We start from the raw sequence: 25,661 nt of genomic DNA, 5'->3' as shown, positions 1-25,661 counted from the left end.
TTGGCTTCCCCTAGAATCGCTTTCCGGTTTCCGCGTTGAAGAGGTGGATCAGATGCGCGTCCGCGACGAGGCGGATGGTCTGGCCGGGTTCGAAGGAATGGCGCTCGCGGAAATTCGCGACGATCTCCTCGCCGCCCGGCGCGCGGCCGATGATCTGGAGTTCGGAGCCGGTCGGCTCGATGACGACGATCTCGACGGGAAACCCCTCGTCGGCGAGCCTCAGATGTTCGGGGCGGATGCCGAGGACCACCGACGCGCCGCGCTTCGCCGACGTGCCGGGGGGCAGGGGAATGGAAATGCCGCCGGCGCCCTCGAAGACGGGCGCGCCGTCGCCGCCTCCGGCCACTCCCTTCAGCATATTCATCGCAGGTGAGCCGATGAAGCTGGCGACGAACAGATTGTCGGGATTGTCGTAGAGTTCGAGCGGCTTGCCGATCTGCTCGACGATGCCGTCATGCATGACGACGATCTTGTCGGCCATGGTCATCGCCTCGATCTGGTCGTGCGTGACGTAAATGGTCGTGGTCTTGAGGCGCTGGTGCAGTTCCTTGATCTCGGCGCGCATGGCCACGCGCAGCTTGGCGTCAAGGTTGGAGAGAGGCTCGTCGAAGAGGAAGACCTGCGGGTCGCGCACGATGGCGCGGCCCATGGCGACGCGCTGGCGCTGGCCGCCGGACAGCTGCCGTGGGTAACGCGACAGCAGCGGCACGAGCCCGAGGATTTCCGCCGCGCGGCTGACGCGCGTGTCGATCTCGTCCTTGGACGCGTTCTTCAGCTTCAGCGAGAACGCCATGTTCTCGGCGACCGTCATGTGCGGGTAGAGCGCGTAGTTCTGGAACACCATGGCGATGTCGCGTTCCTTCGGCGCGACGCGGTTGACCACGCGGCCGCCGATCGCGATCTCGCCTCCGGAAATGCTTTCCAGCCCGGCTATCATCCTGAGAAGGGTGGATTTTCCGCAGCCCGACGGGCCGACCAGCGTGACGAATTCGCCATCGACGATGTCGATGCTCACGCCATGGAGAATTTCAGTCGTACCAAAAGATTTATAGACGTCACGGATTTCGACAGACGCCATCGTTCCTCCCGAACGGTTGCTTCCGCGACGCCCTTCAAACAGAAACGCGCCATTCCCTATTATGAACCCCTGCTTCGTGCAGGTTTCGAACCCCGGATGGTAGCGCTACCCCACGTTGCGTGTAAACCCCGACTAAGGGTGAAAGCCGAAAGGCTTGACGTCGCCAAATGCGCGGCCCTGCACAGGCTCCGAGCCACTACTGCAAAGACGCCGAAAGCGGATCGATGCCTGCCCTCCGTTGAATGCGGTCGAAGGCGTCACGCAGGATGACGTTGTCGTGCAGCGACTGGCTACCGGCGGAGATCAACAGGTCAACCTGTTCGCGCGGCAGCTTGAGGCGGGTCGGGATGGCGTTCAGCTTTCCACGCTCAGGTTGAGGAAAATCGTCGAAGGAGACATCCTCGACGACAAGGTCGACATCGCGGCAGTTCCAGCCGGCGAGCGTACCGCGATATCTGCGCACCGTCTCGGAGGGCAGTCCGCAACGCCATGCGACCAGCTTGTTGCGCCACACTTCAACGGCAAGGCGCAGCGCATCGAATTCGTCGCGGACTGAGGAGCGGATGCTGGCGTTGGAAATGGCGCCGACCATTTGCGGAAATTTGGGGCCGCTCTTGGTCTGCACCCAGTCGCCCTCGGTTCGGATGCTTGCGTCTGCGACGATGAAAACGAAAGTCCTGAGCTTCACGGCCTCTTCCGCTGACAATGGCCCGTGCGCTGATTTTGCCGCTTCCCGCTCCAGGCTGAAACCGGTGACGCCGATGTTGTCGGTCAGGCCGCCGTCGAGCAGCTTGATGTAGTCGACGTTATCGTTGCTCTGGTAGGTATCGAGGGCGCGCGCATAGGCTTTCAGGCGGATCGAGGCCGCCGGGTCGGCAAGCGCCCGCGTCAGCCATTCCGGCCGCTGGTAGCCGCATTTCGTCCTGGGCGTTGTCGTCGAGACGACAATCGGCGCGAAAACCACGGGGAAGGCGGCCGAGGCAGCGACGGCGTCGGCGATGCGCACCTTGTCGAGGTCGCTGCACAGAGCGGCGAAGGTATCGTAGGTGAAGGCGAAGGGCGTCGCATTGTAGATATCGGACGCATTGATCCAGACGATCGGCGCGTGCTTGCGCTGGAAGGAGGCGTAGGTCTTGCCGTCAAAGACGTTGCGGTTCAGCCAGTCGGCGAAGGTCGAACGGTCGTTGGCGCCGCCATTGTAGATGCGTACCCAGTTGGCCGGCGACAGTTCCGACTTGTGCAGTTCCTTCTCGGCGTCGGCGAGCAGGAAGCGTTCGCGCAGGTCGACATAATCGCGCCCCTTGAGACCGAAATAGGCGGCGGTGACCGCGCCGCCAGAGGTGCCGGAGATCATGCGGATATCGTCGGTTAGCATACGCCTCTTCGGGCCGCGGCCGACCACGATCTCATCGAGGCCCCGCAGCACGCCATAGCCGAAGGCGGCGGCGCGCGTGCCGCCACCGGAGATGGCCAGGCCGATGACCGTCGAGCCGTCGCCGGCGGGATCGGGGATGTATTCGGCGGACGGTCTGCCGACCTCCGCGACATGCGTGTTGATCGGGCCGACATCGGTCGAGACACAGGCGGAAAGCGCCAGCCCGGCGAACGCGATACAAAAGGAACCGAACGCAGCACGCATCAAACCGGATGTCTCCCCTCCTGCGGCGGCGACAGTGCCGCACGATCTAGCTCAGCGCAACCGTTGAGAAGGCAAGCCGAGGCGTTGGTGGCAAGGTGCGACGTTTCTGCTACGTTCCTGGCCGGAACGAAATTGCGAAAGAGGAGAGCAGGCATGAACTTCTCCAGTGCAGTCGTCTCGATCCCAGGCAAGGAAAGGTTCGCGCGTGCTCCGTTCGGCGGACGCGTGATCATCCATGCCACCGCCGAAGAGACAGGCGGAGCGTTTGGCATGTGGGAAACATTCACGCCTCCGGGGCAGGGGCCGGACACGCACATGCACACTCGCGAGGCGGAAATGTTTCGTGTCATCAGCGGAACCTACCGGTTTCGCTGCGGCGACGAAGAATTCGACGGGCCGCCGGGAACGGTTGTCGTGCTTCCACCCAATATCCCGCATAGCTGGCGCAACATCAGCGACGAGCCGGGCCGCATCTTTGCAACCGTGACGCCGGGCGGTTTCGAGCGCCTGTTCGTCGAGATCGAGGCGACCGGGGCTGATACGCCGGAGAAGATCGCCGTGATCGAGGCAAGGCTGGGTGTCGTCAACGAGGAGACTGAAAAGCTGGCTGCCGCGAATGCCTGATCCTCACGCAACCGGCTTCATGTCGGCGATGACGGTCGGCAGCAGTTCCGAGACGGTCGGGTGGATGGGCACCATGCGCTGCATCACCGTATAGGGCGCTTTCGCATAGATCATGTCGAGGATGCCGTGGACGACCTCGTCGCCGCTGGCGCCGAGAAGGGACGCGCCGAGAAGCTCCTTGGTGTCGGCGTCGGCGATGATCTTCATGAAGCCCTTCGTCTCTCCGCGTTCGACCGCGCGGCCCACCTGCGTCATCGGCCGCGTGCCGACGAGGATGTTCCGGCCGCATTTGCGAGCTTCTGTTTCCGTCATGCCGGCGCGGCCGAGCGGCGGATCGATGTAAAGCGCGTAGCCCGGCTTGCGGTCGCTGACTCGGCGCGTGTCGCCATCGAGCAGATTGGCGGCGACGATCTCGAAATCATTGTAGGCGGTGTGGGTGAATGCGCCGCGCCCGTTGCAGTCGCCGAGCGCGTAGATATGCGATTGGCTGGTGCGCAATTCGTCGTCGACGGTAATGTAGCCGCGCTCGTCAGTCGCGACTCCGGCCTTGTCGAGGCCAAGGTCGTCGGTGTTGGGGCGTCGGCCGATGGCGAGCAGGACATGGGTGCCGGGCACATCGCGGTCGCCTGACGTGCAATCGACATGCACGCAGACGCCATCGGCGCGCGGCGAGAAGCTGATGCATTCCGCGTCGAGCCGGAAGGCGATGCCTTCGTCCTCGAGGATCGCCTTGATGGCGTCGGAGACGTCGGGATCCTCGCGGGAAATGAGGCGCGAGCTCTTTTCGACGACCGTGACCTTCGCACCGAAGCGGCGGTACATCTGGGCGAATTCCAGCCCGATGTAGCTGCCGCCGACGATGACGAGATGCTCTGGCAGGAAATCGATATCCATCATTGATGAGTTGGTGAGGTAGCTGATCCCGTCGATGCCAGGTATGGGCGGGACATTGGCCCGGCCGCCGACATTGATGAAAATGCGGTCGGCGGAAAGCGTCTCGCCGTTGACGCTCACCTCATGCGGCGAGAGGAAGGTCGCGTGTCCGCGGAAGATGGTGCAGCGCTCCATGCCTTCCAGCCAGCCTTCGGTGCCGGAACGCGAATCGAGCGTCACCTTGTCCTTGCGCGCCTTGATGGCCTTCATGTCGGGCACGATGTCGCCGCCGACGGAAAAGCCGTAGTCGGCGGCGCGGCGTGCCACGTGCATGGCGTAGGCGCTGGCAACCATCGTCTTGGTCGGCTTGCAGCCGGTGTTCACGCAGGTGCCGCCGAAAAATTTCCGCTCGATCATGGCGACCGACTGGCCGGCCGCCGTCAGCCGGCCGACAAGCGAAGGGCCGGCCTGTCCGGCCCCGATGACGATGGCGTCAAACCTCTTCGATGTCATACGACCGCCGAAACGACCCAGAAGGCGAGCGCGATGGCGACGATATCCTCCAGGATGGCGGCAGGCGGGTCCTTGCCGAAGGCGGCGGCAAGACGGGCGCGGACGGCAGCGCCGCCATAGGTGCCGATGACCGCGCCGACAACGCCGGCAAGCAGTCCGACGAGCAATGCGCCGCCAGCCGTGCCGATGATCGCGCCGGTGAAGGCGCCGCTGACGAGGCGCGCGCCGAACTGCTGCGGCACCTTACGGCTGGGCGTCGAGGGAAGCTGGTCGGTGACGAGTTCGACAAGGGCGAGCACGCTGAAGACCGCAACCGCGATCCAGTGGCCCATGAAACCGGCCCAGGTGCCGGCAAGCGGCAGCCAGCCGAGATAGGCGCCCCAGGCGACGGCGGCAGGCGCGGTCATGGCGCGCAGACCGGCGACGACGCCGATCAGAAGTGCAAGCAGGTACAGCATGATGTTCCCCTCTAAGATCGAAGCTATTGGTGATAGAAGCCGTTGGCGTGACCGGCGTAGGGAAACATCCCGCGCGACAGGTCGGCTGACGCAACGGTAGCCGAGAAGATTTTGCAGCGCCAGATGGAGAATGGCGCGGCGGTCGTCGATCAGTAATCGCCGCCGGCCACCGGGGTCCAGATGACATCGTCCACCCGTTGCGCGCCGGTGGCCAGCATGACGAGCCGGTCGAAACCGAGCGCGGAGCCGGAGGCCTGCGGCATGATCTTCAGCGCGGCCAGGAAATCCTCGTCGATCGGATAGCGTTCGCCGTAGATCTGTTCCTTCTCGTCCATGTCGGCCTCGAAGCGGCGGCGCTGTTCGTCGGCGTCGGTCAGTTCGCCGAAGGCGTTGGCGAGTTCGACGCCGCAGCAATAGAGCTCGAAGCGCTCGGCGACGCGCGGGTCGCGAGGCGAGGGGCGGGCAAGCGCCGCCTCCGAGATCGGATATTCGTAGAGGATGGTGGCGCGGCCGGAGCCGAGGTTCGGTTCGATGCGCTCGACCATGACGCGGCTGAAGAGGTCGGTCCATGTGTCGTCGGTGGCGGTGCGCATGCCTGCCTTGCTGACCGCAGCGTGGAGCGCGTCGCGGTCGGTCGAGCCGTCGTGACCGACAGTGGCGAGCAGGTCGATGCCGGCATGGCGGGCGAAGGCGTCGGCGACCGTCAGGCGCTCAGGCTCGGCAAAGGGATCGGCTTCGCGGCCGCGAAAGGAGAAGGTTTTCGCGCCCGTCTTTTCGGCCGCGAGCGAGATGAAGGCGGCGCAGTCGGCCATCAGGCTCTCGTAGGTCTCGCCGGCGCGGTACCATTCGAGCATGGTGAATTCGGGATGGTGGAGCGGACCGCGCTCGCGGTTGCGCCAGACCGGGCCGAAGTTGAAGATGCGTTCCTCGCCGGCGGCGAGCAGCTTCTTGCAGGCGAATTCTGGCGAGGTATGGAGGTAGAACGGCGCGCGCGTTGTGTCGGGCAGGATGGCTTGTGTCGCAAAGGCAGACAGATGCGTCTCGTTGCCGGGAGAAATCTGGAGGGCCGCCGTCTGCACCTCGATGAAATCGCGGGCGGCGAGCCAGTCGCGGATGGCGGCGGCGATGGCGTTTCTCGCCAAGAGGCGAGGGCGACGGTCGGCGTGGCGGTGGGGTGTCCACCAGGGTGAGACCTCGCTCATCGCCTGGTTTCGCCTGTCGTTGAGGGCTGGCGGCGCGGCTCAAGATGCGCTAGGGCACGGCTCAAACCCTTCATGGCCGGCATTCGCTGGCGAACAATCGCAGGATTTCTCATGGTGAAAGTGATCGCCAGCTCGCTCCGCAAGGGCAATGTCGTCGACAAAGACGGCAAGCTCTATGTCATTCTCTTCGCCGAGAACATCCATCCTGGCAAGGGCACGCCGGTGACGCAGCTGGACATGCGCCGCATTTCGGATGGCGTGAAGGTGTCGGAGCGCTATCGCACCACCGAGCAGGTCGAGCGCGCCCATGTCGAGGATCGCGAGCACACCTTCCTTTACGCCGATGGCGAAGGCTTCCACTTCATGAACCCCGAGACCTATGACCAGGTCGCGGTCGCCGAAGACGTGATCGGCGACGCTGCTCCGTATCTGATCGAGGGCATGGCGGTTTCGCTCTCGGTCCATGAGGGCGTCGGCATAGCCATCGTGCTGCCGCAGCGCGCGGTGTTCGAGGTGGTGGAAACAGAACCGACGACCAAGGGTCAGACGGCGTCGTCGTCATACAAGCCGGCGCTGCTCTCCAACGGCGTGAAGACCGCGGTACCGCCGCACATCGCAGTCGGCACGCGCATCGTCGTCATGACGGCCGACGGGTCGTATGTCGAGCGCGCGAAGGACTGATCTTCCGCGTCTCTGCCGAACGTAACGTAGTCTGAAAGTGGAAAAAACTGTATTCCGGAGCGGAATATGCTGCAAAAGAGGTTGTTGATACACGTCAAATTTTTGAATGCAGTTTTCATATGCTCTTCGGTAATATTTTTTCTACAGAACGACAAAGAGGGATTTGCCATATCTTATGGTGTATCTTCTTTTTTGCTATGTTATTTAATAGCTTCAGGAAACATAAAACCCAGAATGGTTTACACTATTACTTTGGATGAAAAAGACAGATATTCTTTTGAGAAAGAAGATTATTCAATAAGAAATATGAGAATAATTGATAGGCTGAAGCGCGATTTTTATAGAGGCGCCTTCGAATGCGCTTCAATATTGGTTTCTATTTTTTCGATCTTCTATCTTTATAATCTTGTCTACATTCTTATTATTATTTTGGGCAATTCAGCCATTCACGCCACAGATTATGTTATGGCGATCCGCTTAATAAAGACGCGGAATAAATAGCGCCGTGCTTGGTCCCCCCGAGCGAGAATGGGGATTGAGCACCATCATCGATCTAGCACCCAACGGCCATATCGCCGTTGGATGCTCTGGGTCGGAAAGCGCCGTGCTGCGGAGTTGCGCCTCAGAACAGGCCTTCGATCTCGCCCTTGTCGTTGAGGTAGATCTTTTCGGACGACGGGACCTTGGGTAGCCCGGGCATGGTCATGATCTCACCGCAGATGACGACGACAAAGCCGGCGCCGGCCGAGAGCCTGACCTCGCGAACAGGGACCGTGTGGCCGGTCGGAGCGCCGCGCAGGTTGGGGTCGGTCGAGAAGGAATATTGCGTCTTGGCCATGCAGACCGGCAGGTTGCCGTAGCCGGCCTGTTCCCAGGCATGGAGTTGGTCGCGCACCGACTTGTCGGCGATCGCCTCCGAGCCGCGATAGATGCGCTTGACGATGGTGTTGATCTTGTCGAACAGCGGCATGTCGTCGGGATAGAGCGGCGCGAACTGCGACTGACCGGACTCGGCGAGTTCGACAACCTTGTGCGCGAGTTCTTCGATGCCGGCCGAGCCATGCGCCCAGTGCTTGCAGAGGATCGCCTCCGAACCCTGCGCGGCGACGAATTCCTTCATCGCGGCGATCTCGGCGTCGGTGTCGGAGATGAAGTGGTTCATGGCGACCACGACCGGCACGCCGAACTGCTTCACGTTCTCGATGTGGCGGCCGAGATTGGCGCAGCCCTTCTTCACGGCCTCGACGTTTTCGGTGCCGAGGTCTTCCTTCTTGACGCCGCCGTTCATCTTCATGGCGCGCACGGTGGCGACGATGACGGCCGCGGCCGGCTTGAGGCCCGCCTTGCGGCATTTGATGTCGAAGAACTTCTCCGCGCCGAGGTCGGCGCCGAAGCCGGCTTCGGTGACGACGTAGTCGGCGAGCTTCAGCGCTGTCGTGGTGGCGACGACGGAATTACAGCCGTGCGCGATGTTGGCAAACGGGCCGCCGTGCACGAAGGCCGGGTTGTTCTCCAGCGTCTGCACGAGGTTCGGCTGCATGGCGTCCTTCAGCACCACGGCCATCGCACCGTCGGCCTTGAGGTCTCGGGCATAGACCGGCGTCTTGTCGCGGCGGTAGGCGATGATGATGTCGCCGATGCGCTTCTGCAGGTCCTTCAAGTCGGTGGCGAGGCAGAGGATAGCCATGACTTCCGAAGCGACGGTGATGTCGAAGCCGGCCTCGCGGGGATAGCCGTTGGCGACGCCGCCGAGTGAGCAGACGATCTCGCGCAGGGCGCGGTCGTTCATGTCCATGACACGACGCCAGGCGACTCGGCGGGTGTCGATGCCGAGTTCGTTGCCCCAGTAGATGTGGTTGTCGATCAGCGCCGACAGCAGGTTGTGCGCCGTGGTGATGGCGTGGAAATCGCCGGTAAAGTGGAGGTTCATGTCCTCCATGGGCACGACCTGCGCATAGCCGCCGCCGGCCGCGCCGCCCTTGACGCCGAAGTTCGGGCCAAGCGATGCCTCGCGGATGCAGGTGATGGCCTTCTTGCCGATGCGGTTGAGGCCATCGCCGAGGCCGACGGTCGTGGTGGTCTTGCCTTCGCCGGCCGGCGTCGGGTTGATGGCGGTGACGAGGATCAGCTTGCCGTCCTTGCCGCCCTTCTTCGAGGCGATGAACTCGGCCGAAATCTTCGCCTTGTCATGGCCGTAGGGCAGGAGATGCTCGGCGGGGATGCCCAGCTTCGCGCCGATCTCCATGATCGGCTTCTTCTTCGCCGCGCGGGCGATCTGGATGTCGGATTTCACTTCGGCCATGACGGCGTTCCCTCGGGCTGGACGTTTGCGGCGGTTTTTTCTGGTTGGCGCGGCGGCAGGAGCGGCGCGCACCATGCGCGGCGATCTAAACTCTCACCACCGGCTTAGTCAACCAGTATGCAAAATTGTTTCCTTGAAAGAAACTTTCGATCGGCCAAGAGGTTTTTGCGCTTGGCCTCGGACCGCTGGAATAGAGCCTCAGCGCCATCCTGCGCGCCGTCCCAAAACAGGCGTGGAATGAACGAAAAGCGACGCCGCAAACGGAGCGGCGTCGGCTGTGCGTTGACGGTCAGCGGTCCAGGACGGCGCGGATTTCGACGATCTGCGAGCGAGCCCGCAACAGGTTGAAGCCCATCGTCGCAAGGTGCGAGGGGAAGAAGGCGCTGGACTCGTTGCCGTTCGAGATGATCCACGGTTGCATGTTCAGCGCGTCGCGCATCTGCACCATCATCGTATCCCAGAGCGTCCCGATGTTGCGCTCCTGGATAACCTTGGAGAAGTCTGCCTGTGTGGCGTGCAGTATGCCGTAGTAGGCATAGAGCTGGCCGTAGGCGAACCAGAAGCGGTCGTCTGCGCGCGGATCGAACCAGCCTGCGTCAGAGGCCTCGATCTGGCCACGCAGGATGTCCGACGTTGAGCCCATGTCGCCTGCGATGCGGTCGAGGAACTGCATCAGATTGTCGGCGCGCGCGTCAAAGGTCGCCTGGCACTGCTGAAGGCTGGCGTTGAAGGCGTTGAGGTTCTCGATCGCATCGCGATAGACGCTTGGCGTCGGCCGGGTAGGACCGCGCATGCCGACATACCAGGCGTCTTCGTCCCAGGCGAGCGCGGTACGCGCATTCTGCAGGTTCTGGTCGATGCGCGAGGTACCGCGCGCACGGCCCAATGTATCGACCAACTCGGTGGTAGTGCGGCGCATCACCTGGTTGATGCCAAGCTGGAAGGCCGCCTTGTTGTCGAACCAGGGCGTGTTGCGCCACGGAATGCTGAACAGGCCGAGCTTTGACACCAGCATGGAGGAAATCCATGCGTTCTGGTTGACATTGAAGTCGACCAGAAAAGCGGTCATGTCGGCGATTTCCGAATGCTTGCAGGCCGGGGCCGCTGGCTGGGCAGGTGCGGCTGGCTGGGCAGGAGCCGCAGGCTGTGCTGCGGCGCCGTCTCCGGAGCCCTGGGTGGTGCCGTCCATCGTCGCCTGTGCGGGCTGGGCGATGCGCTCGCCGGCCAGAAGGCTTGCGGTCTGTGGCGCGGCCGTGTCCGCGAGGATCGCGCCTGGGTAGTCAGGGTCGAAGTTTGTCCAGAACTGGGTGACGTAGAAGAAATAGCCGTAGGCGATGATGATGCCGGCGATGATCGCCCCGAGCACCGTCTTCAGGATCCAGCCCCGTTCCGTGTACCAGCGGCCGAACCACATGAAGGGCCAGAGCAGGATACCGATGACGAAGCCTATGCCGCGCCCGATCCACTGGAAGACCCGGGTGAAGAAATTCACGATCGGATCAAGCATGCGTCCCCTCCGTTGCGGGCATGTTGGCCAGAGCTAGTCGACAAGCCCGTAAAGACGCTCGCGATAGCCGGCCTTGTCCTTCAGATATGTGGTTTTGAGCGTCTCGACAACATGGGCCCGCCAAAGCTCGGGCCATTCCTGATAGTCCTTGTAGAAGCCCTGCTTGTTGAAAATGTAACGGGAGACGAAGTCGGACGGTACGAAATCGGAGATCAACCGGTTGGTCAGCCACGCGTCGGGATGGTCGGGTTTTGCGCGCACCACCAGGAAACGATGCAGCGGAAAGATCTCCTCCAGCTTCAACTGGCCGTATTGCGCGATCTCGCGCTTGGCCGCGTTCAGGAAGGGGAAGGTGCCCTCGCTGGCGATCAGTTGCGCGTTCTGATGGATCCAGGTCTGCAACCAGACCTTGTCGAGCTGCCTCAGGTCACGCTTGGGGTGGCTGTCGCGGATGAGGCTTCGGATCGCCATCTCGGCGCGATGCTCGAGATAGCCAGACGTTTCCAGCCACGAGGCGCGGGGCAGTTCGATGCGGCCGGTGGTGGCAAGGAAGCGGAACACCCGGTCGGCATCGCGGATCGACAGATAGCTGACCTGCCACGGGCGGGACCGGCGAAAACCCGGCGCAGTGGGGTCGGAGATGACGGTGGTCATGTCCGGATCGACGAACACATAGAGTCCGCCGAAATGGCTGGTCCAGTAGGCGTTGTGGCGGAAGATGACCTGGTCGGGCACCAGCGCGTTCTCGCGGATGTCGCCGGTGACCTTGGCGAGTTCCACCATTTCGCCCAGCATGGCATCGTCGCGCCAGGCTTCCGGCTCCTGCTTCAGCCGGTCGACCAGGCGGCCAAGCTGGGCTGCCTTGCCCAGCACGTCCTCGGCCGACAGGACGCGGAACTCGACCTGGTTGATGGAGAGCAGGTCCTCGATGTCTTCGACCTTGGAGACGGAATCCTCGATCTCGCCGTAGATGACATCCTTGATTGTCAGCGCATCAATGGCGCGGGCATTCTTCTCGAAGAACTCGAAGAGAAGCTGAGATGTGTTGGAGAAGGCGGTGTGGACGACCGGCAGTTCCTGTTGCGACGGCGTCAGGATGATGAAGCGGCGGTTGATCTCGTTGGGGTCGAGATACTGGTAGTCGCCAAGCTCCTCGGCGATTTGCGGGGAAAAGCCGGTGCGGTCGATCTCGAAGGATTTGAGCGCCGTCGGCTTCAGGCCGAAGGCAACAAGCGCCTTGTTGTAGCGATCGATGAGATGCGGCTCCTCGACCGGCAGCAGTCGGCCGTAGATGAGATCGTTGTCGCGCAGTAGGTCCATCAGTCCTTCTCCCCGTTCACGGGGAGAAGGTGCCCGCAGGGCGGATGAGGGGCGGCACTAACCTTCATGATTTCAGCGTCTCTGATCTTGCGGGCACAAAGCGCATGTCGTTCGCAACCAGGCCACCTACCAGACGTCCTTCAAGGGCTTCAACAATCGTGTCCAGGACGAGGCTGCGTTGCGTCAACACGTCTATGTTCCAGAATCTCAAAACAGACCAGCCATTGGTTGACATTGTCTCGTCCCGCATGCGGTCGTAGCCAGACCCGGCATGTTGACTGCCATCTATCTCGACCACAATATTCTTTTCGCGACATGCGAAATCGGCGAAGAACGGCCCGATGGGAAGTTGACGGACAAACTTGTATCCGTTCAAGCGACGGCCGCGTAGTTCGTACCACATCAGTTCTTCCGCCTCGTTTTCCACCTTGCGAAGATTTCTGGCACGGGTGGCCTTATTGGAATTTCCTCCGCGCATGGCTCTGCCCCTCATCCGCCCTTCGGGCACCTTCTCCCTGTGAACGGGGAGAAGGATACTACGCGTTCCAGAGCCCCTTCTGCTTCAGTTCCTCCATCTCCCGCGCCGCGCGCTCTCGCAGGCGCTGGTCGCGCAGGAGTTTCTCGACGGCGGAATCGTCGGCGCGGTCGGAGTACCGGAATTCGGAATCGGCGTAGCGGTTGATCTCCTGCATGACCATGGCCATGTCGAAGGGGCCGCGCAGGTCCTCGATCATCGCCTTCTTGTCGTCGTAGGACTTGTGCATGAAGGTTTCCGGCTTCTCGAACCAGTCGTCGGGAAGCTCGATGTCCATGGCGCGCATCTTGATCGCGTCGGTGACGTTCTTGATCGCGCGGCCGGTGAAGCGCGGCTCGGCCTCCTTGATCAGGTGCAGGTATTCGCCGACGTCGGCGAGAGTCTTCGGGTCGCCGTTCTCCTTCATGAAGCGATCGTAGACCTTCATCAGGCCGTCCTCATGCGGCTTCGTGTGGCTTTCGTAGGCGGTGTCCACGGCGCGCTGGATTTCCTGCGCAGCGTAAAGCTCATGTTCGCCGAGCGGTATCTTGTGGTTCTTGCCGGCGAGCAGAACGAAGATGTCGATGTAGTCCTCGCGGGTCTGCGGGCCGTCGACCAGCCAGCGTGCGCCGGCGCGCTGGCGCAGCGCGTCGTCGACGTTTTCGGGGTAGTTGGAGAACATGCCGAATGAGCAGTTGCCGCGAATGACGGTCATCGCACCTGAGAAGGCCGACATGAGAACGCCGGTGATCTCGTGCTGGCCGGCCGAGGCGCGGTCGTCCGAGCGTTTGGCGGCGACCTGGTCGATGTCGTCTATGGTGCCGAAGCCAATGGCGCGCGGGTTGAGCACGTTGTCGATGAAGGCGCGGCAGTTCTGGCCGGACTTGCCCTGATAGGACGAGATCTGGTCTACGCCGAAATTCTCGTAGTGGAAGGGCCAGCCGGCGACCTGGCAGTAGTTGTTGACGAGGCCGGCGATCATCTGGATCAGCGTCGTCTTGCCTGTGCCGGGGGCGCCGTCGCCGATGAAAGTAAAGAGGAAGCCGCCGAGTTCCACGAAGGGGTTCGACTGGCGGTCGAAGTCATAGGCCATGAGCATCTTGGCGAGCTTGACCGACTGGTACTTGGCAATGTGGTTGCCGACGACCTCCTCGGGCTTCTTGAAGGTCATCACCAGCGGCTTGGAGCGCTTGCCAGGCGCGACGTCGAAGCCATCAAGCGTGAAGTCGTCCGCCTCGATACGAATATGCGAGTCCTCGAAGGCGCCAAGCCCGTCGAAGCGGCCTTTTCGCGTCAGGAGGCCGTCAACAGCGACGCGGGCGAAGGTTTTCGCGCGCAGCGCAAGATCGGTGTCGGCCTGCGCGCCGGCAAGGGCAGCGTCCAGTCCGGCAATCATGGACTTCAGCGCGTCCTGCGGGGTGTCGAAGAGGAAGTCGGGTTCCTTGACGTCGTTCGGCGCTTCGCCGTCGGCCTCGATAAGTTGCGACAGGTAGGAGGCGAAGGCGAAGGCGGCGACATAGGCGGAAGCCGACAACAGCTTTTTGAAGCGGCTGGCCTCCTCGCCTTCGAGCGGCGCGCGAGCGTTCTTGCCTGCTAAGCTTTCCAGTTCGCCAGAACGCGAGAAAACATCGGAGACGGCAAGCGCGATCGCAAGACCACGGCGCGCGCGATAGAGCAGCGTATGCTGGGCGATCGACATCAACTGGTCGTCGGGCTTCATCGACGCGACCGTCTTGGCCAGCTCAACCTCGCGCGTCTTGCGCACCGAGCCGGTGGAGACGGTCGAGACGAATCGGCGGCCGGTTCCGGCCAGCGGGGTCGAGGACTGGCCCGACGAATCCTCCAGCACGACAATGCGCGTGATCATCGACTGCGCGGTGGCGCGGTGCTTCTCGATGTCGGCTTCGGGGATGGTGGTCAGGCCTGTGTCCATGATCACGTCCTTGTTGATGCAGCCGGAACCGCTTGTGCCTGCGCCCGCCGGGCGGCTCCGAGGAAGGTGTCGAGCGTGCTGTCGAGCCGCTGGAAGAAGAATTCGCTCAGCGCCTTGTTGTCATTGTCGCGCAGGCCTTTGCCGATTGCCTGCGAATAAGCGGAAAAATCCTCGGGCCGGATGGCGATGAGCGGGAAATCGCAGCGCGCGAGCAGCCAATTGGTGAGCAGGCGCGCCGCGCGACCGTTGCCGTCGTTGAAGGGATGGATCGCCATCAGCCGGAAATGCGCCTCGAATGCAGTTGCGGGCTCCTTTGGCGCAGGCGCGAGCCAGGCGCAGAAGTCGGCCATCAGGGCCGGTATGCCGGCCGACCCGAGAAAGTCGATCGCGCCTGCCTCGGTTTCCATGCGGCGTGGCTTGTCGGCATAGCGACCGGAAATTTCAGGGATCGACTGGCAGACCGCCAGGCGGTGGAGGTGGCGTATGTCCGACTCGCCGATCGGCGCGTCAGGCCTCGCCGAGGCGCGGATGATCCAGTCCAGCGCGCCGGCGTGTTCGGCAACCTGCAGATGGTCCTTGAGCGGCCTGCCTGCAAAGGTCATTCCACGCTCCAGGATGAGCGCCGTCTCGCCTGGTGTCAGCGTGCTGCCGTCGATTGCGTTCGACGCGTAAGTAATGCCGATGCGGTGGTTGTGCTCGAGGTCGGCGAGCGCATCGGCCGGCAGCGTGTGGCGCAGCGCGTCGAGTTCCCATTTCTTGGCGAGCACCACATCGGCAAGCGTCATGGCGCGGTGTCCACCTTGAGAAATTCCATAGTAGCTACTGCTTTGCGTTCCATCTGTTGGAATCAGTCATGTCTTGTTGTTGTCTGTTTCGTCCAATCTTAGCAAAAAGAACCACAAAATAACCATAACTATCAATGATAATAAATAAATTGTGGTATAGTAAAACGCTAACATTGGGAAAGATTCTGGATTTGATCCGTACATCCATGGAGGAAAATTTGAATATTTTGTATAAATAATAGTCATTGTGAAAGTAGAAACTACTCCACATACAGTTAGTAAAAGAAATTTCTTCGGAGATTTAATTGATTTTTCTAAAAAAAAGGCCCCGACCATCGCTGTAAATAATGGCGCGCTTGCTGCCAGGCCGACATTCGAGTTAAAGAAAATCCCCAAGCCGAAAACGACAAGCCAGGTAAGGACGTTCACTGCGAGGATTTTTCTGGCGTCTACATAGATTGCGTCCACGCGGCACATTTTTATCGGATCGGGAGAATTGCGTTCGAGTTCGCTAAACATCGCTGATCACCTGTCCCTTCGACAGGATGTGGACCTTGTAGCCGAGGAAGATTTTTTGGGCTTCGCCGGCGGCGTAGAGCGCCTGATAGGCCTCGTGGGGAATGAGCGCGTGCTTCTCGTAGCTGGAGACGCCCTGGCGGGCGGCCTCGAGGTCGTCGGTGTTGATGTAGAACTCCTGGACGTCCTTTTCCTTCGACCACAGGCCCTTGCGGCCTGCACGCTCGCCCTTGGAATAGACCTCCTGCACGGTCCAGGTGAGAAGCCACGCATTCTCTGATTTGCGGACCTTGGACAGCACGTCGGAAACCGCCGAATTGTGTTCGGTGATCCCGGCAGAATAGAAGGGGCCGAGTACGACGCGGCGCAACTGAGTTGGGTGGAGCGTCTCGAAATCCTTGTCGAGATTGGTCGCAATCGTGGTGGGCGACAGCGTGTAGGCCGAGTTCTTCTCGGTAAAGTCGTCGAAGCGATGGGCAAGCTCGGGGTTGAGCAGGCCGTCAACGGGCAGGGGGATATCTACCTTTTGGTTGAGCTTGCCGTCGCGCGTGACGAGCTGTCGGCGCATCGCCTCGGAAGAATCCTCGACGGTGACCATGTAGATCAGGGGCAGGTTGGCCGTGCCATCGAACGCCGCCCAGTGCACGAGGTAGAACGGCCGGCCGGTCTTGGGATTGACCGAGACCTTGACCGTTTTCGCGAGCGTGAAGGGGCCGAAGATGTCGCCTCCCTGCACTGCTTCGAGATAGAGCCGCTCGGCCATAGACTTCTGCAGCCCGGCGGGGAATTCCTTCCGGCGCAGGATGAAATCGGCCATCTCGGCGCGCAGTTCATCTGCGGCGGGAATGTTGGCCAGTCGTTGCTCGGCCTGCCGGCGATCGTTTTCGAGTTCGAGCAGGTTCTGGAAGACGGGAAAGCCGCTTTCGGCGCGTGAGATGCGGAACGTCTCCATGAAGCCGAGCCGGTTCTTCCAGCAGGAGAACGAGATTTCCAGCCGCGCGATATATTCGGCGACAATCTTGGCGACGATGCCGTGCCGGTACAGCGGCGAGCGATCGTCGCGCATGAAGATTTCGAGACCGCGAAGCGCGGCCGCGATCGCCGAGAAATATTGCGCCGCGGCGTCGGTCTGGGGTGTCATGCAGGGGCTCGCGGAGAAATCAGCTCTGCACGTAGTTCGACGCGTTGTGCTTCTTCAGTACGTCTTCGAAGCGGCGGGCGAAGGCTTCGTCGGCGAGTTTCTTGCGGCGCTGGATGTCGGCGGTGGCGACCATGTTCTTCTCGTGCAGTTCCAAGAGGTCGCCGATGTGCTTCTGCGCGGCCGCGCCGATGCCGGCCATCGTCTCCTCGGCGGTGTTGTCGACCTTGGAGCCCAGCGTGTTGATCTTATGCGCGACGTCCTGCTGGGCGGCGGTCTTCAACGAGTCCTCCAGCGCTTTGTAGAGCACGATGCGCTGCTCGGTATCGATGGTGAGCTTGTTGATCAGCGTGTTCTGCGCGGCGATCTGGTTGTTCAGCGAATCGACAAAGGTCTGGAACATGGAGGTGTAGCGCTCCAGCGTCTGGCTTTCCGCCAGCAGTTCCTGCTCCTTGGCCTGCTTCTCGTTATATTCGGTGGCGAGCTTCGAGCGCTCTCCTTCAAGCTGGGTGCGCTGCGTCTGGTCGGTCGACGCGGCGATCCTGTTCTCGATGTCGAGCAGGATCGGGTTCAGTTCCTCGATACGCTTCTGCACGCCGGTGAGGTTGTCTATGGTGGCCTTGCGGCGCTCGATGACCTGGGCGAGGCTCGTCTCCGAGGTGGCGTAGCGCTGCTCCAGCACCTGTTTTTGCGCCTTGAGGATCCCGACGATGGTGTCGGACTTCGCCAGAAGCTCCTGGAGGTTGCCGGAAAGCGACATGTTGCGGACGCGCTCGGTGCGCATGCGCTGCTTTGATTGCGGAGAGAAGATGCCGATGAAACTTTCCCATCCGGTAAAGCTCTTCATGCTCTCGAATTCGGTGCCGAAGACGTTGGTGGCGTCCTCAAGACCGATGATCAGGTCGGCGATGTTGCCTTCCATGACCTTCTGCTGGCGGATCACATCCTCGATGCGGGCGTTCTCGATGTCGAAGTCGGACGCGCCGATCTTGGCATCGGTCTGGGCGATCTTGTCGAGAACGGTGCCGGACTGCTCGATCTTGGAGCGCATCTCCTCGACGACCTGCCTGGTCTTCGCAATCTCGGCATCGAAATTCTGCAATGTCGCCATTCTGATGTCTCCCGCAAAGCTTACGCGGCGGGAATATATGAGGGGTCGGTATCGATTGAAAGACGCGGCGAGGCGATTCCGTTATTTGTCGGAAACACGATTCATGTCGCAGAAGGATCACAAACCGCCGCGCCACGCTGCGTCATATCGCTTGAAACGGCGTGAAAATGGTGTTTGGCTTGGGTGAAAGGGGTGGAGCGGCCGTCCGCATGGATTTTGGACCGCTTCCGGGGCAACAAGCATCGATAAATGGGAGAATGAAGTATGTTGCGTATGAAATCTTTCGCCGCCGGCATAGGCTTGGCAGCTCTGCTTTCCACGGGAGCGTTGGCGGCCGATCCTGAAAGCTGCAAGACGGTCAAGTTCTCGGATGTCGGCTGGACCGACATCACCGCCACCACCGCGACGGCCTCCGTCATCCTCGAGGCGCTGGGATACGCGCCCGAGGTGCAGGTGCTGTCGGTTCCGGTGACCTACACGTCGCTCGCGTCCAAGGACATCGACGTGTTCCTCGGGAACTGGATGCCGACCATGGAAGCCGACATCAAGCCGTATCTCGAGAACAAGTCGGTCGAGGACATCAAGGTGAACCTCGAAGGCGCGAAATACACGCTGGCCGTGCCGAAGGCCACCTTCGATGCGGGCCTCAAGAGCTTCCAGGACATCGCGAAGTTCAAGGACAAGCTCGGCAACAAGATCTACGGCATCGAGGCCGGCAATGACGGCAACCGCCTGATCCTCGACATGATCGCGGCCAACCAGTACGACCTCGGCGGCTTCGAACTGGTCGAAAGCTCCGAGGCCGGCATGCTGGCGGCGGTGCAGAAGGCGGCAGGTTCCAAGGAGGACGTCGTGTTCCTCGGCTGGGAGCCGCACCCGATGAACGCCAACATCGAGATGGCCTACCTGTCGGGCGGCGATGACGTGTTCGGCCCGAACTATGGCGGCGCGACCGTGCACACCAACGTGCGCGCCGGCTATGTCGGCGAATGCCCGAATGTCGGCAAGTTCATTTCGAACCTCGTCTTCTCGTTGAAGATGGAGAACGAGATCATGGGCGCTATCCTCAACGACGGCACCGATCCCAAGGCAGCCGCGACGGCTTGGCTGAAGGCCAACCCGGACGTCATCGGCCCCTGGCTGGACGGCGTGACCACCTTTGACGGTGGCGACGCAGCGGCCGCGGTCAAATCCGCGCTCGGCTCGTGATCCCGTCGGTGACCCCGATACGATAAGCCTGACAAAGGCGGCAGTCCAAACAGGATTGCCGCCTTTATCGTAAGCAAGCAGGAATACCTGCGCGAAAAAAGATTGCCGGAGGGGCGAGTTTGGATCCGATCAGCGAACTCATCAGAAGCGTCAAGATTCCCATAGGCCAATGGGGCAAGTCGTTTTTCGACTTCCTGACAAGCAACTTCGAGTGGTTGTTCGATTCCATTGCCGGTGCCTTGACCTTTCTGCTTCAGGGCATGATCAACATCATGCTCTGGTTTCCGCCGATCGTGGTGGTGGCGGCGATCGCGGCCCTCGCCTGGTGGCTGCAGCGGTCCTGGAAGATCGCACTGTTCGTCGTCCTTGGCCTGCTCTTCATCGTCAACCAGAATCTGTGGAAGGAAACGGTCGAGACGATCGTCCTCGTCGTGGCGGCGGCGGCGGCCTCGATGGCGATCGGCGTTCCGGTCGGCATTTGGGCGGCGCACAAGTCGAGCGTCTGGTCCTGGCTGAACCCGGTTCTCGACCTGATGCAGACCATGCCGACCTTCGTCTACCTGATCCCGGTGCTGATCCTCTTCGGGCTGGGCATCGCACCCGGCCTGATCGTGACCGTTATCTTCGCCGCGCCTGCGCCGATCCGGCTCACCTATCTCGGCATCACCTCTGTGCCGAAGCCGATGATCGAGGCTGGTGAGGCGTTCGGCGCGACCAAGCGCCAGTTGCTGTGGAAGGTCGAACTGCCGGCAGCGCTGCCGACCATCATGGCAGGCCTGACCCAGTGCATCATGCTCTGCCTGTCGATGGTGGTCATCGCCGCGCTGATCGGCGCCAACGGGCTGGGCAAGCCGGTGGTGCGCGCGCTCAACACCGTCAACATCCCGCTCGGCCTCGAAGCCGGCCTCGCCATCGTCATCCTCGCCATCATCCTTGACCGGATGAGCCGCGTTCGCATGGGAGGCGTATGATGAGCGTCGCCGTCGATTTCAAAAATGTCGATATCGTCTTCGGGGAAAACCAGAAGGCCGCGCTGGCGATGATCGACAAGGGCGCTACGCGCGCCGAAATCCTGGAGAAGACCGGGACGGTGCTCGGCTGCGCGGGCGCGAACCTGACTGTCCATGAGGGCGAGATCTCCGTCCTGATGGGCCTGTCGGGCTCGGGCAAGTCGACGCTGCTGCGCGCCGTCAACCGGCTGAACATCCCGGTGCGCGGCAACGTCTTCGTCAAGGCCGGCGACAAGACCGTTGACGTCGCCACCTGCGATGCCGAGACGCTGCGCGGCGTCAGGCAGCGTCATGTCGCCATGGTTTTCCAGCAATTCGCGCTGCTGCCGTGGCGGACCGTCGAGCAGAATGTCGGTCTGGGGCTGGAGCTTGCCGGCGTTCCGGATGCCGAGCGCAAGGCGCGGGTGGACAAGCAGCTCAAGCTCGTCGGCCTCGACCAGTGGTCGAAGAAATACGCGCATGAGCTTTCAGGCGGCATGCAGCAGCGCGTCGGCCTGGCGCGTGCCTTCGCCACCGAAGCGCCGATCCTTCTGATGGACGAGCCGTTTTCCGCGCTCGATCCGCTGATCCGCACCAAGCTGCAGGATGAACTGCTGCAACTGCAGGCGGAGCTCAAGAAGACGATCGTCTTCGTCAGCCACGATCTGGAGGAGGCGCTGAAGATCGGCAGCCACATCACCATCATGGAAGGCGGGCGCATCGTGCAGACCGGCGCGCCGGAAGACATCGTGCTCCGGCCCGCCAACGATTACGTTCGCGATTTCATCGCCAACGTGAACCCGCTCTCGGTGCTGACCGCCTGGAATGTGATGCGCGACCGCCGCGACCTCGAGCAGGCGGGCGATGGCTGGATATGGCTCGATCGACGCCAGACGACCCGCTTCAAGCTGGACGGGCAGGGGCTCGTCGAGGCTGCCGAGCGGGACGGAAGGCCATCGGTCTGGGTGTCGTGCGACGATGTCGAGAGGTTGCCGGACGATGCGCCGCATGTGTTCTGGGCGCGGCCAGGCACCTCGCTGAAGACGGTCATGCTTGCCATGCACCGCTCGCAGACCGCACCGGTGGCCCTGTTCGACGACCAGTCGCGCTTTGTCGGCGCGATCGGGGTGAGGGACGTTCTGAGCGCGGTGCTGCGAAGATAATCGGCGGGGTTGTCGGGTTCGGTTGCACCCTGAGGGCGGGCAGACAAGGCACGATCTATTGGTTGATGCCGAAGCCGGTGTCGAATGCGGTCTCCAGCTTGGCCGCATGTGGACGAACGAGATCGGCGTAGCGTGCGCCTTCGGCTCGCAGGAGCTGGATTTCCGCGATCTTCTCCTCGATGAGGCTGCGCAGTTCTGCCTTCTGCGCTGACGATAGGTGCGGCGCATCGTCGAAGCCCTTGATCGCCTCGGTGAGGCGGGCGGAAAACACATCGGTGGGGATAGTCGCCAGATAACCGCGGAAGGTCGTGTCGAGGGCCTTCTTCCATTCCTGCCGATTGAAGCCCGCCGCGGCGATTTCGCCGTTCCAGTTTGCATCCTCTTCGAAGATGCGGTCGGCTTCCTCTTCATCCCATGCGAACGGCCCCAGTTCCGGCGCCAGACTGACCATCAGGAGCGTCACCTTCTCGACCTCGTCGGGCGAGAGGCTTTTTGCCGGAAAGGTCAGGCCGAGCGCGAGACCTATCCCGGAGATCGCGGCGATCAGGACACGGCGGAAGAAGGAGGGTTGCTTCATGACAGGCACTCCTGCTGGACCGCGTCCTGGGTGTCGGTGCGGGCCTTGGCCTGCATGACGGAGCCGCCCATCGAAACGGCTTGCCCGGCGATCGCGCCGCCGCGTCCGGCGAAGCCGCCGAGCCCGCCCGCCATGGAAAGGGCGCTGCCGAGCATGGCGGCGTTTGTCGCCTGTTGCTGCGCCTTGGCGATAGCTTCCTCGCAGCGTGTTGCGGAAGCGGTGTGACGCGCCGCCGGCTTCTGCTTCATGCCTTTTGTTGCGGAGGTCTGTTCGTTACTGGTCTGGCTGCATGCGGCGAGCGCGCCGCAGAAAAGAACTGCGATTATTCTCATCGTTTTTCCTCAACAGGATTTCGCGACGCGGCGTGTCCGCGTGCTGTCGACAAGCGGAGCCGGGCGCAATCCCGTTCATGGAACGGCCGCGCCCGATGCTTGTGTGCGAACCGTCTAGGACCGCAGGAGAACGTGGTCTTGGGGTGAGGCGAACGATTGCGGGCGCATGCGAACTCCGCGCGCTTTTTTTACTGGAACCTCAGAAGGGCGGCCGCCCTGATATCGCGCGGCGTGGCGGCAAAGCGCTCTCGAAACGCCTTGTTGAAATGGGAGAGGTCGCCAAAGCCGCAGTCGAATGCGATCGCTGCGATCGTCCTGCCGTCGCCTTGCTCGATCGCCTTGCGGGCCAGATCGAGGCGTCGATCACGCAGGAATCGACTGAAGGTGGTTCCCTCCCGCTCGAACAGGCGCTGGACATAGCGCGGCGTGACGCCCTGCCGACGCGCCACGACGGCGATGTCGAGATCGGGATCTGCGAGGTTTCGCGCGATGTCGTCCCTGACGAGCACAAGCCGCGCTTCGCCGATGCCCGGCTGTTCGGCGGCAGGCTCCGCCTCGCGCTGTTCCAGTGCAAGGGCGGTGAGTTGGTAGAGATGCTCGGCCGCGAGTTGTGCCGCGGCGCCGTCCAGTGCGCAGTCTTCGAGAAGCATGCGCCCATAGCCTGCGAGCATTCTCGCGCCGGGCGTGGCTGCAGGCAGATGATGCAGCGGCTGCGAGCCGATCGCAGGCGCAAGCGTGTTCATCCGCCGTTCGTCCAGCACGATGGCAAGTAGGCTGGTGTCTGGCATGGTGAAGGTCTGCTCGAGGCTTTCGCGGACGATCACCACGTCGCCCCTGGCCACGCTGATGTTGCGTAGCCCCCGGTTCAGGTCGATCTCGTAGCCCGCCTCGTGGATGGTCAGCATGTAGTTCTGGCGACCGTCGGCCGTCAGTTCGCGCGTCCGTGCGCCGGTGACCGCGGAATAGCGGGCGGAGCCCACAACCGTCGCAGCATCCAGTTTCCGCGAGGCCAGTTCGAACGCGAAGCCGGTGCGGTCTTTCGGCGTGAAATGCAGGCCAGCCACCGAACGGGCGACGAAATCGTGCAGGTAGGAAAGGCGGTCGGCAGCCGGAACGTCCCGATCCGAAAGCCTCAGCATCCGCAAGCTTCCAATTCGGATGGCGAAAGGCGGGACGTTACGGACGTTATGCGGCTCATGACGGCTCCTTCGTGGGACCGGCAACTTGGTGGCGTCATGTTTCGTGGCTGTGACGCGGCGGACGCCTATATGTAACGCAGCCAGCCATAGTGGATTGCGCCACATTGTCGTGCGACCATGGCAGTGCGATCCCGTTACGAGCGACGCCGATGTCCGATGACCAGACCCTCACGAAACCGCGCGTGAAGACCAAGCCGAAGGTCGAGCGGCCGAAGCTGCACAAGGTTATCCTGCTCAACGATGACTTCACTCCGCGCGAATTCGTCGTGATGGTATTGAAGGCTGAGTTCCACGTCGGGGAAGACCTCGCCCACAAGATCATGATCACGGCGCACCGGCGCGGCGTCTGCGTGGTCGCCGTGTTTCCGCAGGACGTCGCAGAGACGAAGGCGACCCGCGCGACGGACGCGGGCAAGGCCAAGGGCTACCCGCTGATGTTCACGACCGAGCCCGAGGAATGACGCCTACTCGCCGCGTGGAAAGCGCTGAGCTTCTTCCAGTACGTTGAGATCCATATGGTTGCGCATGTAGCGTTCTGAAGCGCGTTGCAGCGGCTGGTAGTCCCACGGGTAATAAGCTCCGTTCCGCAATGCCTCATAGACGACGTGCCTCCCGGCCTGGCTGGCCCGGACCTCGGCGTCGAAACGTGCAAGGTTCCAGCGAGTGCCGGCGGCACTCTTCAATCGCGACAGCGTCTCGGAATGCTTCGGGTCGTTCGCGAGATTGGTCATCTCATGCGGATCGGCCTCCAGATCGAACAGCAGCGGGGGATCGGGTTTGCAAAGGACGAGCTTGAAGCGTCCGTCGCGCAGGGCGACCGTTGGAGCAATGGACCCTTCGGCCGCGTATTCCATCGGAACGGCCTTCCGCGCTGCGCCGGTCGCCACGCCAACGAGGCTTTCGCCATCGGTCCATGGCGCGATCTCCGTGAGATCGATGCCGGCCATTTCGGCCAGCGTGGGCAGGACGTCGAGAGTCGAGACCGGTGTGTCGATGCGCCCCGGCGCAAGACCGGGTGCGGAAATCATCAGCGGCACGCGCGCCGATCCCTCGAAGAAGCTCATCTTGAACCACAGGCCATGCTCGCCCAGCATGTCGCCATGGTCGGAGAGGAAGACGACGATCGTATCCTCCTCCTGGCGCGTTCGCCTGAGAACATCGAGAATCTCGCCGATCTTCTCGTCGATGTAGGAGATGTTGGCGAAATAGGCGCGGCGCGACCGGCGCACGTCGTCCCGCGTGATCTCGTAGCTCGGGTAGTCGCTGGCGGCCATCAGGCGTTGCGAATGGGCATCCTGCTCCTCTGCCGGGATCGGAGCCACGGCGGGTTCGAGATGCGCGCAGTTTTCATAGAGGTCCCAATGGCGCTTGCGCGCGACATAGGGGTCGTGCGGGTGGGTGAAGGAGACCGTCAAGCACCATGGACGGGCGTCGTGGCCGCGCGCGAGGTCGTAGAGCTTGCGCGTGGCGTGATATGTGACTTCGTCGTCATACTCGAGCTGGTTGGTGATCTCGGCGACGCCAGCGCCCTTTACCGAGCCCAGGTTGTGATACCACCAGTCGATGCGTTCTCCCGGCTTCCTGTAGTCGGGCGTCCAGCCGAAATCGGCGGGATAGATGTCGGTGGTCAGCCGTTCCTCGTAGCCGTGCAACTGGTCCGGCCCAACGAAATGCATCTTGCCGGATAGCGCAGTCTGGTAGCCGGCGCGGCGCAGATGGTGGGCGTAGGTGGGAATGTCCGAAGCGAATTCGGCTGCGTTGTCGTAGACCCTCGTCCGCGAAGGCAGTTGCCCCGTCATGAAGGACGCGCGCGCCGGGGCGCAAAGCGGGCTTGCCGTGTAGGTGTTGGCGAAGCGGACCGAGCGTGAGGCGAGCGCGGCAAGGTTTGGCGCGTGAAGGAAGCTCGCGGGGCCGTCGGGGAACAGCGTCCCGTTCAGCTGGTCAACCATCAGGATCAGGATGTTGGGGCGCTTCATCCGGGTACTCGGGAAGGAACGG

The 25,661-nt window shown here is 62.2% G+C and carries 24 protein-coding genes; 6 read left to right on the top strand and 18 right to left on the bottom strand.

Annotation, left to right across the window (positions count from 1 at the left end):
• Window positions 1–10: 10 nt before the first annotated feature.
• On the bottom strand, window positions 11–1,078 hold the full coding sequence (locus ABMA32_RS13095) for an ABC transporter ATP-binding protein (RefSeq protein WP_349014194.1): 1,068 nt from the start codon (window positions 1,076–1,078) through the stop codon (window positions 11–13).
• 196 nt (window positions 1,079–1,274) lie between these two features.
• Window positions 1,275–2,717, bottom strand: coding sequence for a patatin-like phospholipase family protein (locus tag ABMA32_RS13090; protein WP_349014193.1), 1,443 nt, complete (start codon window positions 2,715–2,717; stop codon window positions 1,275–1,277).
• Between the two features lie 153 nt (window positions 2,718–2,870).
• Here ABMA32_RS13090 and ABMA32_RS13085 point away from each other — a divergent pair, with 153 nt between their 5' ends.
• On the top strand, window positions 2,871–3,341 hold the full coding sequence (locus tag ABMA32_RS13085; protein WP_349014192.1) for a cupin domain-containing protein: 471 nt from the start codon (window positions 2,871–2,873) through the stop codon (window positions 3,339–3,341).
• Window positions 3,342–3,344: 3 nt separating this feature from the next.
• Here ABMA32_RS13085 and ABMA32_RS13080 read toward each other — a convergent pair whose 3' ends face one another.
• The 3 genes from ABMA32_RS13080 to epmA all read right to left on the bottom strand — a co-directional run bounded on the left by ABMA32_RS13080 (window position 3,345) and on the right by epmA (window position 6,387).
• The gene (locus ABMA32_RS13080) at window positions 3,345–4,727 is read right to left on the bottom strand and encodes an FAD-containing oxidoreductase (RefSeq protein ID WP_349014191.1); all 1,383 of its coding nucleotides are present in this window, start codon (window positions 4,725–4,727) and stop codon (window positions 3,345–3,347) included.
• Window positions 4,724–5,185, bottom strand: a complete 462-nt coding sequence (locus ABMA32_RS13075; RefSeq protein ID WP_349014190.1) for a DUF4126 domain-containing protein — start codon at window positions 5,183–5,185, stop codon at window positions 4,724–4,726. The genes ABMA32_RS13080 and ABMA32_RS13075 overlap by 4 nt, the downstream gene beginning before the upstream one ends.
• Window positions 5,186–5,334: 149 nt before the next feature.
• A complete protein-coding gene (epmA, locus tag ABMA32_RS13070; protein ID WP_349014189.1) occupies window positions 5,335–6,387 on the bottom strand; it encodes an EF-P lysine aminoacylase EpmA in 1,053 nt (350 codons plus the stop codon).
• Window positions 6,388–6,498: 111 nt separating this feature from the next.
• Here epmA and efp point away from each other — a divergent pair, with 111 nt between their 5' ends.
• The gene (gene efp / locus ABMA32_RS13065; RefSeq protein ID WP_349014188.1) at window positions 6,499–7,068 is read left to right on the top strand and encodes an elongation factor P; all 570 of its coding nucleotides are present in this window, start codon (window positions 6,499–6,501) and stop codon (window positions 7,066–7,068) included.
• Between the two features lie 622 nt (window positions 7,069–7,690).
• Here the strand turns inward: efp and ABMA32_RS13060 are convergent.
• The 9 genes from ABMA32_RS13060 to ABMA32_RS13020 all read right to left on the bottom strand — a co-directional run bounded on the left by ABMA32_RS13060 (window position 7,691) and on the right by ABMA32_RS13020 (window position 18,194).
• The gene (locus ABMA32_RS13060) at window positions 7,691–9,370 is read right to left on the bottom strand and encodes a formate--tetrahydrofolate ligase (RefSeq protein WP_349014187.1); all 1,680 of its coding nucleotides are present in this window, start codon (window positions 9,368–9,370) and stop codon (window positions 7,691–7,693) included.
• 289 nt (window positions 9,371–9,659) lie between these two features.
• Window positions 9,660–10,877: a DUF2333 family protein gene (locus ABMA32_RS13055; protein WP_349014186.1), complete on the bottom strand. Its 1,218-nt coding sequence runs from the start codon at window positions 10,875–10,877 to the stop codon at window positions 9,660–9,662.
• A 33-nt stretch (window positions 10,878–10,910) separates the two neighbouring features.
• The gene (locus ABMA32_RS13050; RefSeq protein WP_349014185.1) at window positions 10,911–12,197 is read right to left on the bottom strand and encodes a DUF6638 family protein; all 1,287 of its coding nucleotides are present in this window, start codon (window positions 12,195–12,197) and stop codon (window positions 10,911–10,913) included.
• A 64-nt stretch (window positions 12,198–12,261) separates the two neighbouring features.
• Window positions 12,262–12,675 (bottom strand): endonuclease domain-containing protein, encoded by a 414-nt coding sequence (locus tag ABMA32_RS13045; protein WP_349014184.1) that lies wholly within the window; start codon window positions 12,673–12,675, stop codon window positions 12,262–12,264.
• 58 nt (window positions 12,676–12,733) lie between these two features.
• Window positions 12,734–14,644, bottom strand: coding sequence for an AAA family ATPase (locus ABMA32_RS13040; RefSeq protein WP_349014183.1), 1,911 nt, complete (start codon window positions 14,642–14,644; stop codon window positions 12,734–12,736).
• A 2-nt stretch (window positions 14,645–14,646) separates the two neighbouring features.
• On the bottom strand, window positions 14,647–15,429 hold the full coding sequence (locus ABMA32_RS13035; protein WP_349014182.1) for a Fic family protein: 783 nt from the start codon (window positions 15,427–15,429) through the stop codon (window positions 14,647–14,649).
• 66 nt (window positions 15,430–15,495) lie between these two features.
• Window positions 15,496–15,948 (bottom strand): hypothetical protein, encoded by a 453-nt coding sequence (locus tag ABMA32_RS13030; protein WP_349014181.1) that lies wholly within the window; start codon window positions 15,946–15,948, stop codon window positions 15,496–15,498.
• Window positions 15,941–17,086, bottom strand: a complete 1,146-nt coding sequence (locus tag ABMA32_RS13025; protein WP_349014179.1) for a hypothetical protein — start codon at window positions 17,084–17,086, stop codon at window positions 15,941–15,943. Before ABMA32_RS13025 ends, ABMA32_RS13030 begins: the two co-directional genes overlap by 8 nt.
• 19 nt (window positions 17,087–17,105) lie before the next feature.
• Entirely contained in the window at window positions 17,106–18,194 is a 1,089-nt protein-coding gene (locus ABMA32_RS13020) for a hypothetical protein (RefSeq protein WP_349014178.1), read from the bottom strand.
• Between the two features lie 264 nt (window positions 18,195–18,458).
• Between ABMA32_RS13020 and ABMA32_RS13015 the strand changes: the two genes are divergently transcribed.
• From ABMA32_RS13015 to choV, 3 genes are all read left to right on the top strand, one after another.
• Window positions 18,459–19,403, top strand: coding sequence for a choline ABC transporter substrate-binding protein (locus ABMA32_RS13015; RefSeq protein ID WP_425475525.1), 945 nt, complete (start codon window positions 18,459–18,461; stop codon window positions 19,401–19,403).
• A gap of 119 nt (window positions 19,404–19,522) precedes the next feature.
• Window positions 19,523–20,374, top strand: a complete 852-nt coding sequence (gene choW, locus ABMA32_RS13010; protein ID WP_349014177.1) for a choline ABC transporter permease subunit — start codon at window positions 19,523–19,525, stop codon at window positions 20,372–20,374.
• Window positions 20,374–21,555 carry a choline ABC transporter ATP-binding protein gene (gene choV, locus ABMA32_RS13005; protein WP_349014176.1) on the top strand — a complete coding sequence of 394 codons (1,182 nt, stop codon included), beginning with the start codon at window positions 20,374–20,376 and terminating at the stop codon, window positions 21,553–21,555. The genes choW and choV overlap by 1 nt, the downstream gene beginning before the upstream one ends.
• Window positions 21,556–21,610: 55 nt before the next feature.
• On the opposite strand, the gene ABMA32_RS13000 is transcribed toward choV, so the two are convergent.
• The 3 genes from ABMA32_RS13000 to ABMA32_RS12990 all read right to left on the bottom strand — a co-directional run bounded on the left by ABMA32_RS13000 (window position 21,611) and on the right by ABMA32_RS12990 (window position 23,603).
• Window positions 21,611–22,132, bottom strand: a complete 522-nt coding sequence (locus tag ABMA32_RS13000; protein ID WP_349014175.1) for a hypothetical protein — start codon at window positions 22,130–22,132, stop codon at window positions 21,611–21,613.
• Window positions 22,129–22,464 carry a hypothetical protein gene (locus ABMA32_RS12995; RefSeq protein WP_349014174.1) on the bottom strand — a complete coding sequence of 112 codons (336 nt, stop codon included), beginning with the start codon at window positions 22,462–22,464 and terminating at the stop codon, window positions 22,129–22,131. The genes ABMA32_RS13000 and ABMA32_RS12995 overlap by 4 nt, the downstream gene beginning before the upstream one ends.
• 188 nt (window positions 22,465–22,652) lie before the next feature.
• The gene (locus ABMA32_RS12990; RefSeq protein ID WP_349014173.1) at window positions 22,653–23,603 is read right to left on the bottom strand and encodes an AraC family transcriptional regulator; all 951 of its coding nucleotides are present in this window, start codon (window positions 23,601–23,603) and stop codon (window positions 22,653–22,655) included.
• A gap of 209 nt (window positions 23,604–23,812) precedes the next feature.
• Here ABMA32_RS12990 and clpS point away from each other — a divergent pair, with 209 nt between their 5' ends.
• Window positions 23,813–24,124 (top strand): ATP-dependent Clp protease adapter ClpS, encoded by a 312-nt coding sequence (gene clpS, locus ABMA32_RS12985; protein WP_349014172.1) that lies wholly within the window; start codon window positions 23,813–23,815, stop codon window positions 24,122–24,124.
• Window positions 24,125–24,127: 3 nt separating this feature from the next.
• Here the strand turns inward: clpS and betC are convergent, their stop codons facing one another.
• Window positions 24,128–25,639, bottom strand: a complete 1,512-nt coding sequence (gene betC / locus ABMA32_RS12980) for a choline-sulfatase (protein ID WP_349014171.1) — start codon at window positions 25,637–25,639, stop codon at window positions 24,128–24,130.
• Window positions 25,640–25,661 lie beyond the last annotated feature (22 nt).

The sequence above is a fragment of the Mesorhizobium quangtriensis genome, from assembly GCF_040081925.1.
Classification (GTDB): domain Bacteria; phylum Pseudomonadota; class Alphaproteobacteria; order Rhizobiales; family Rhizobiaceae; genus Mesorhizobium_K; species Mesorhizobium_K quangtriensis.
This window is presented reverse-complemented; position numbering and strand designations above follow the sequence as displayed.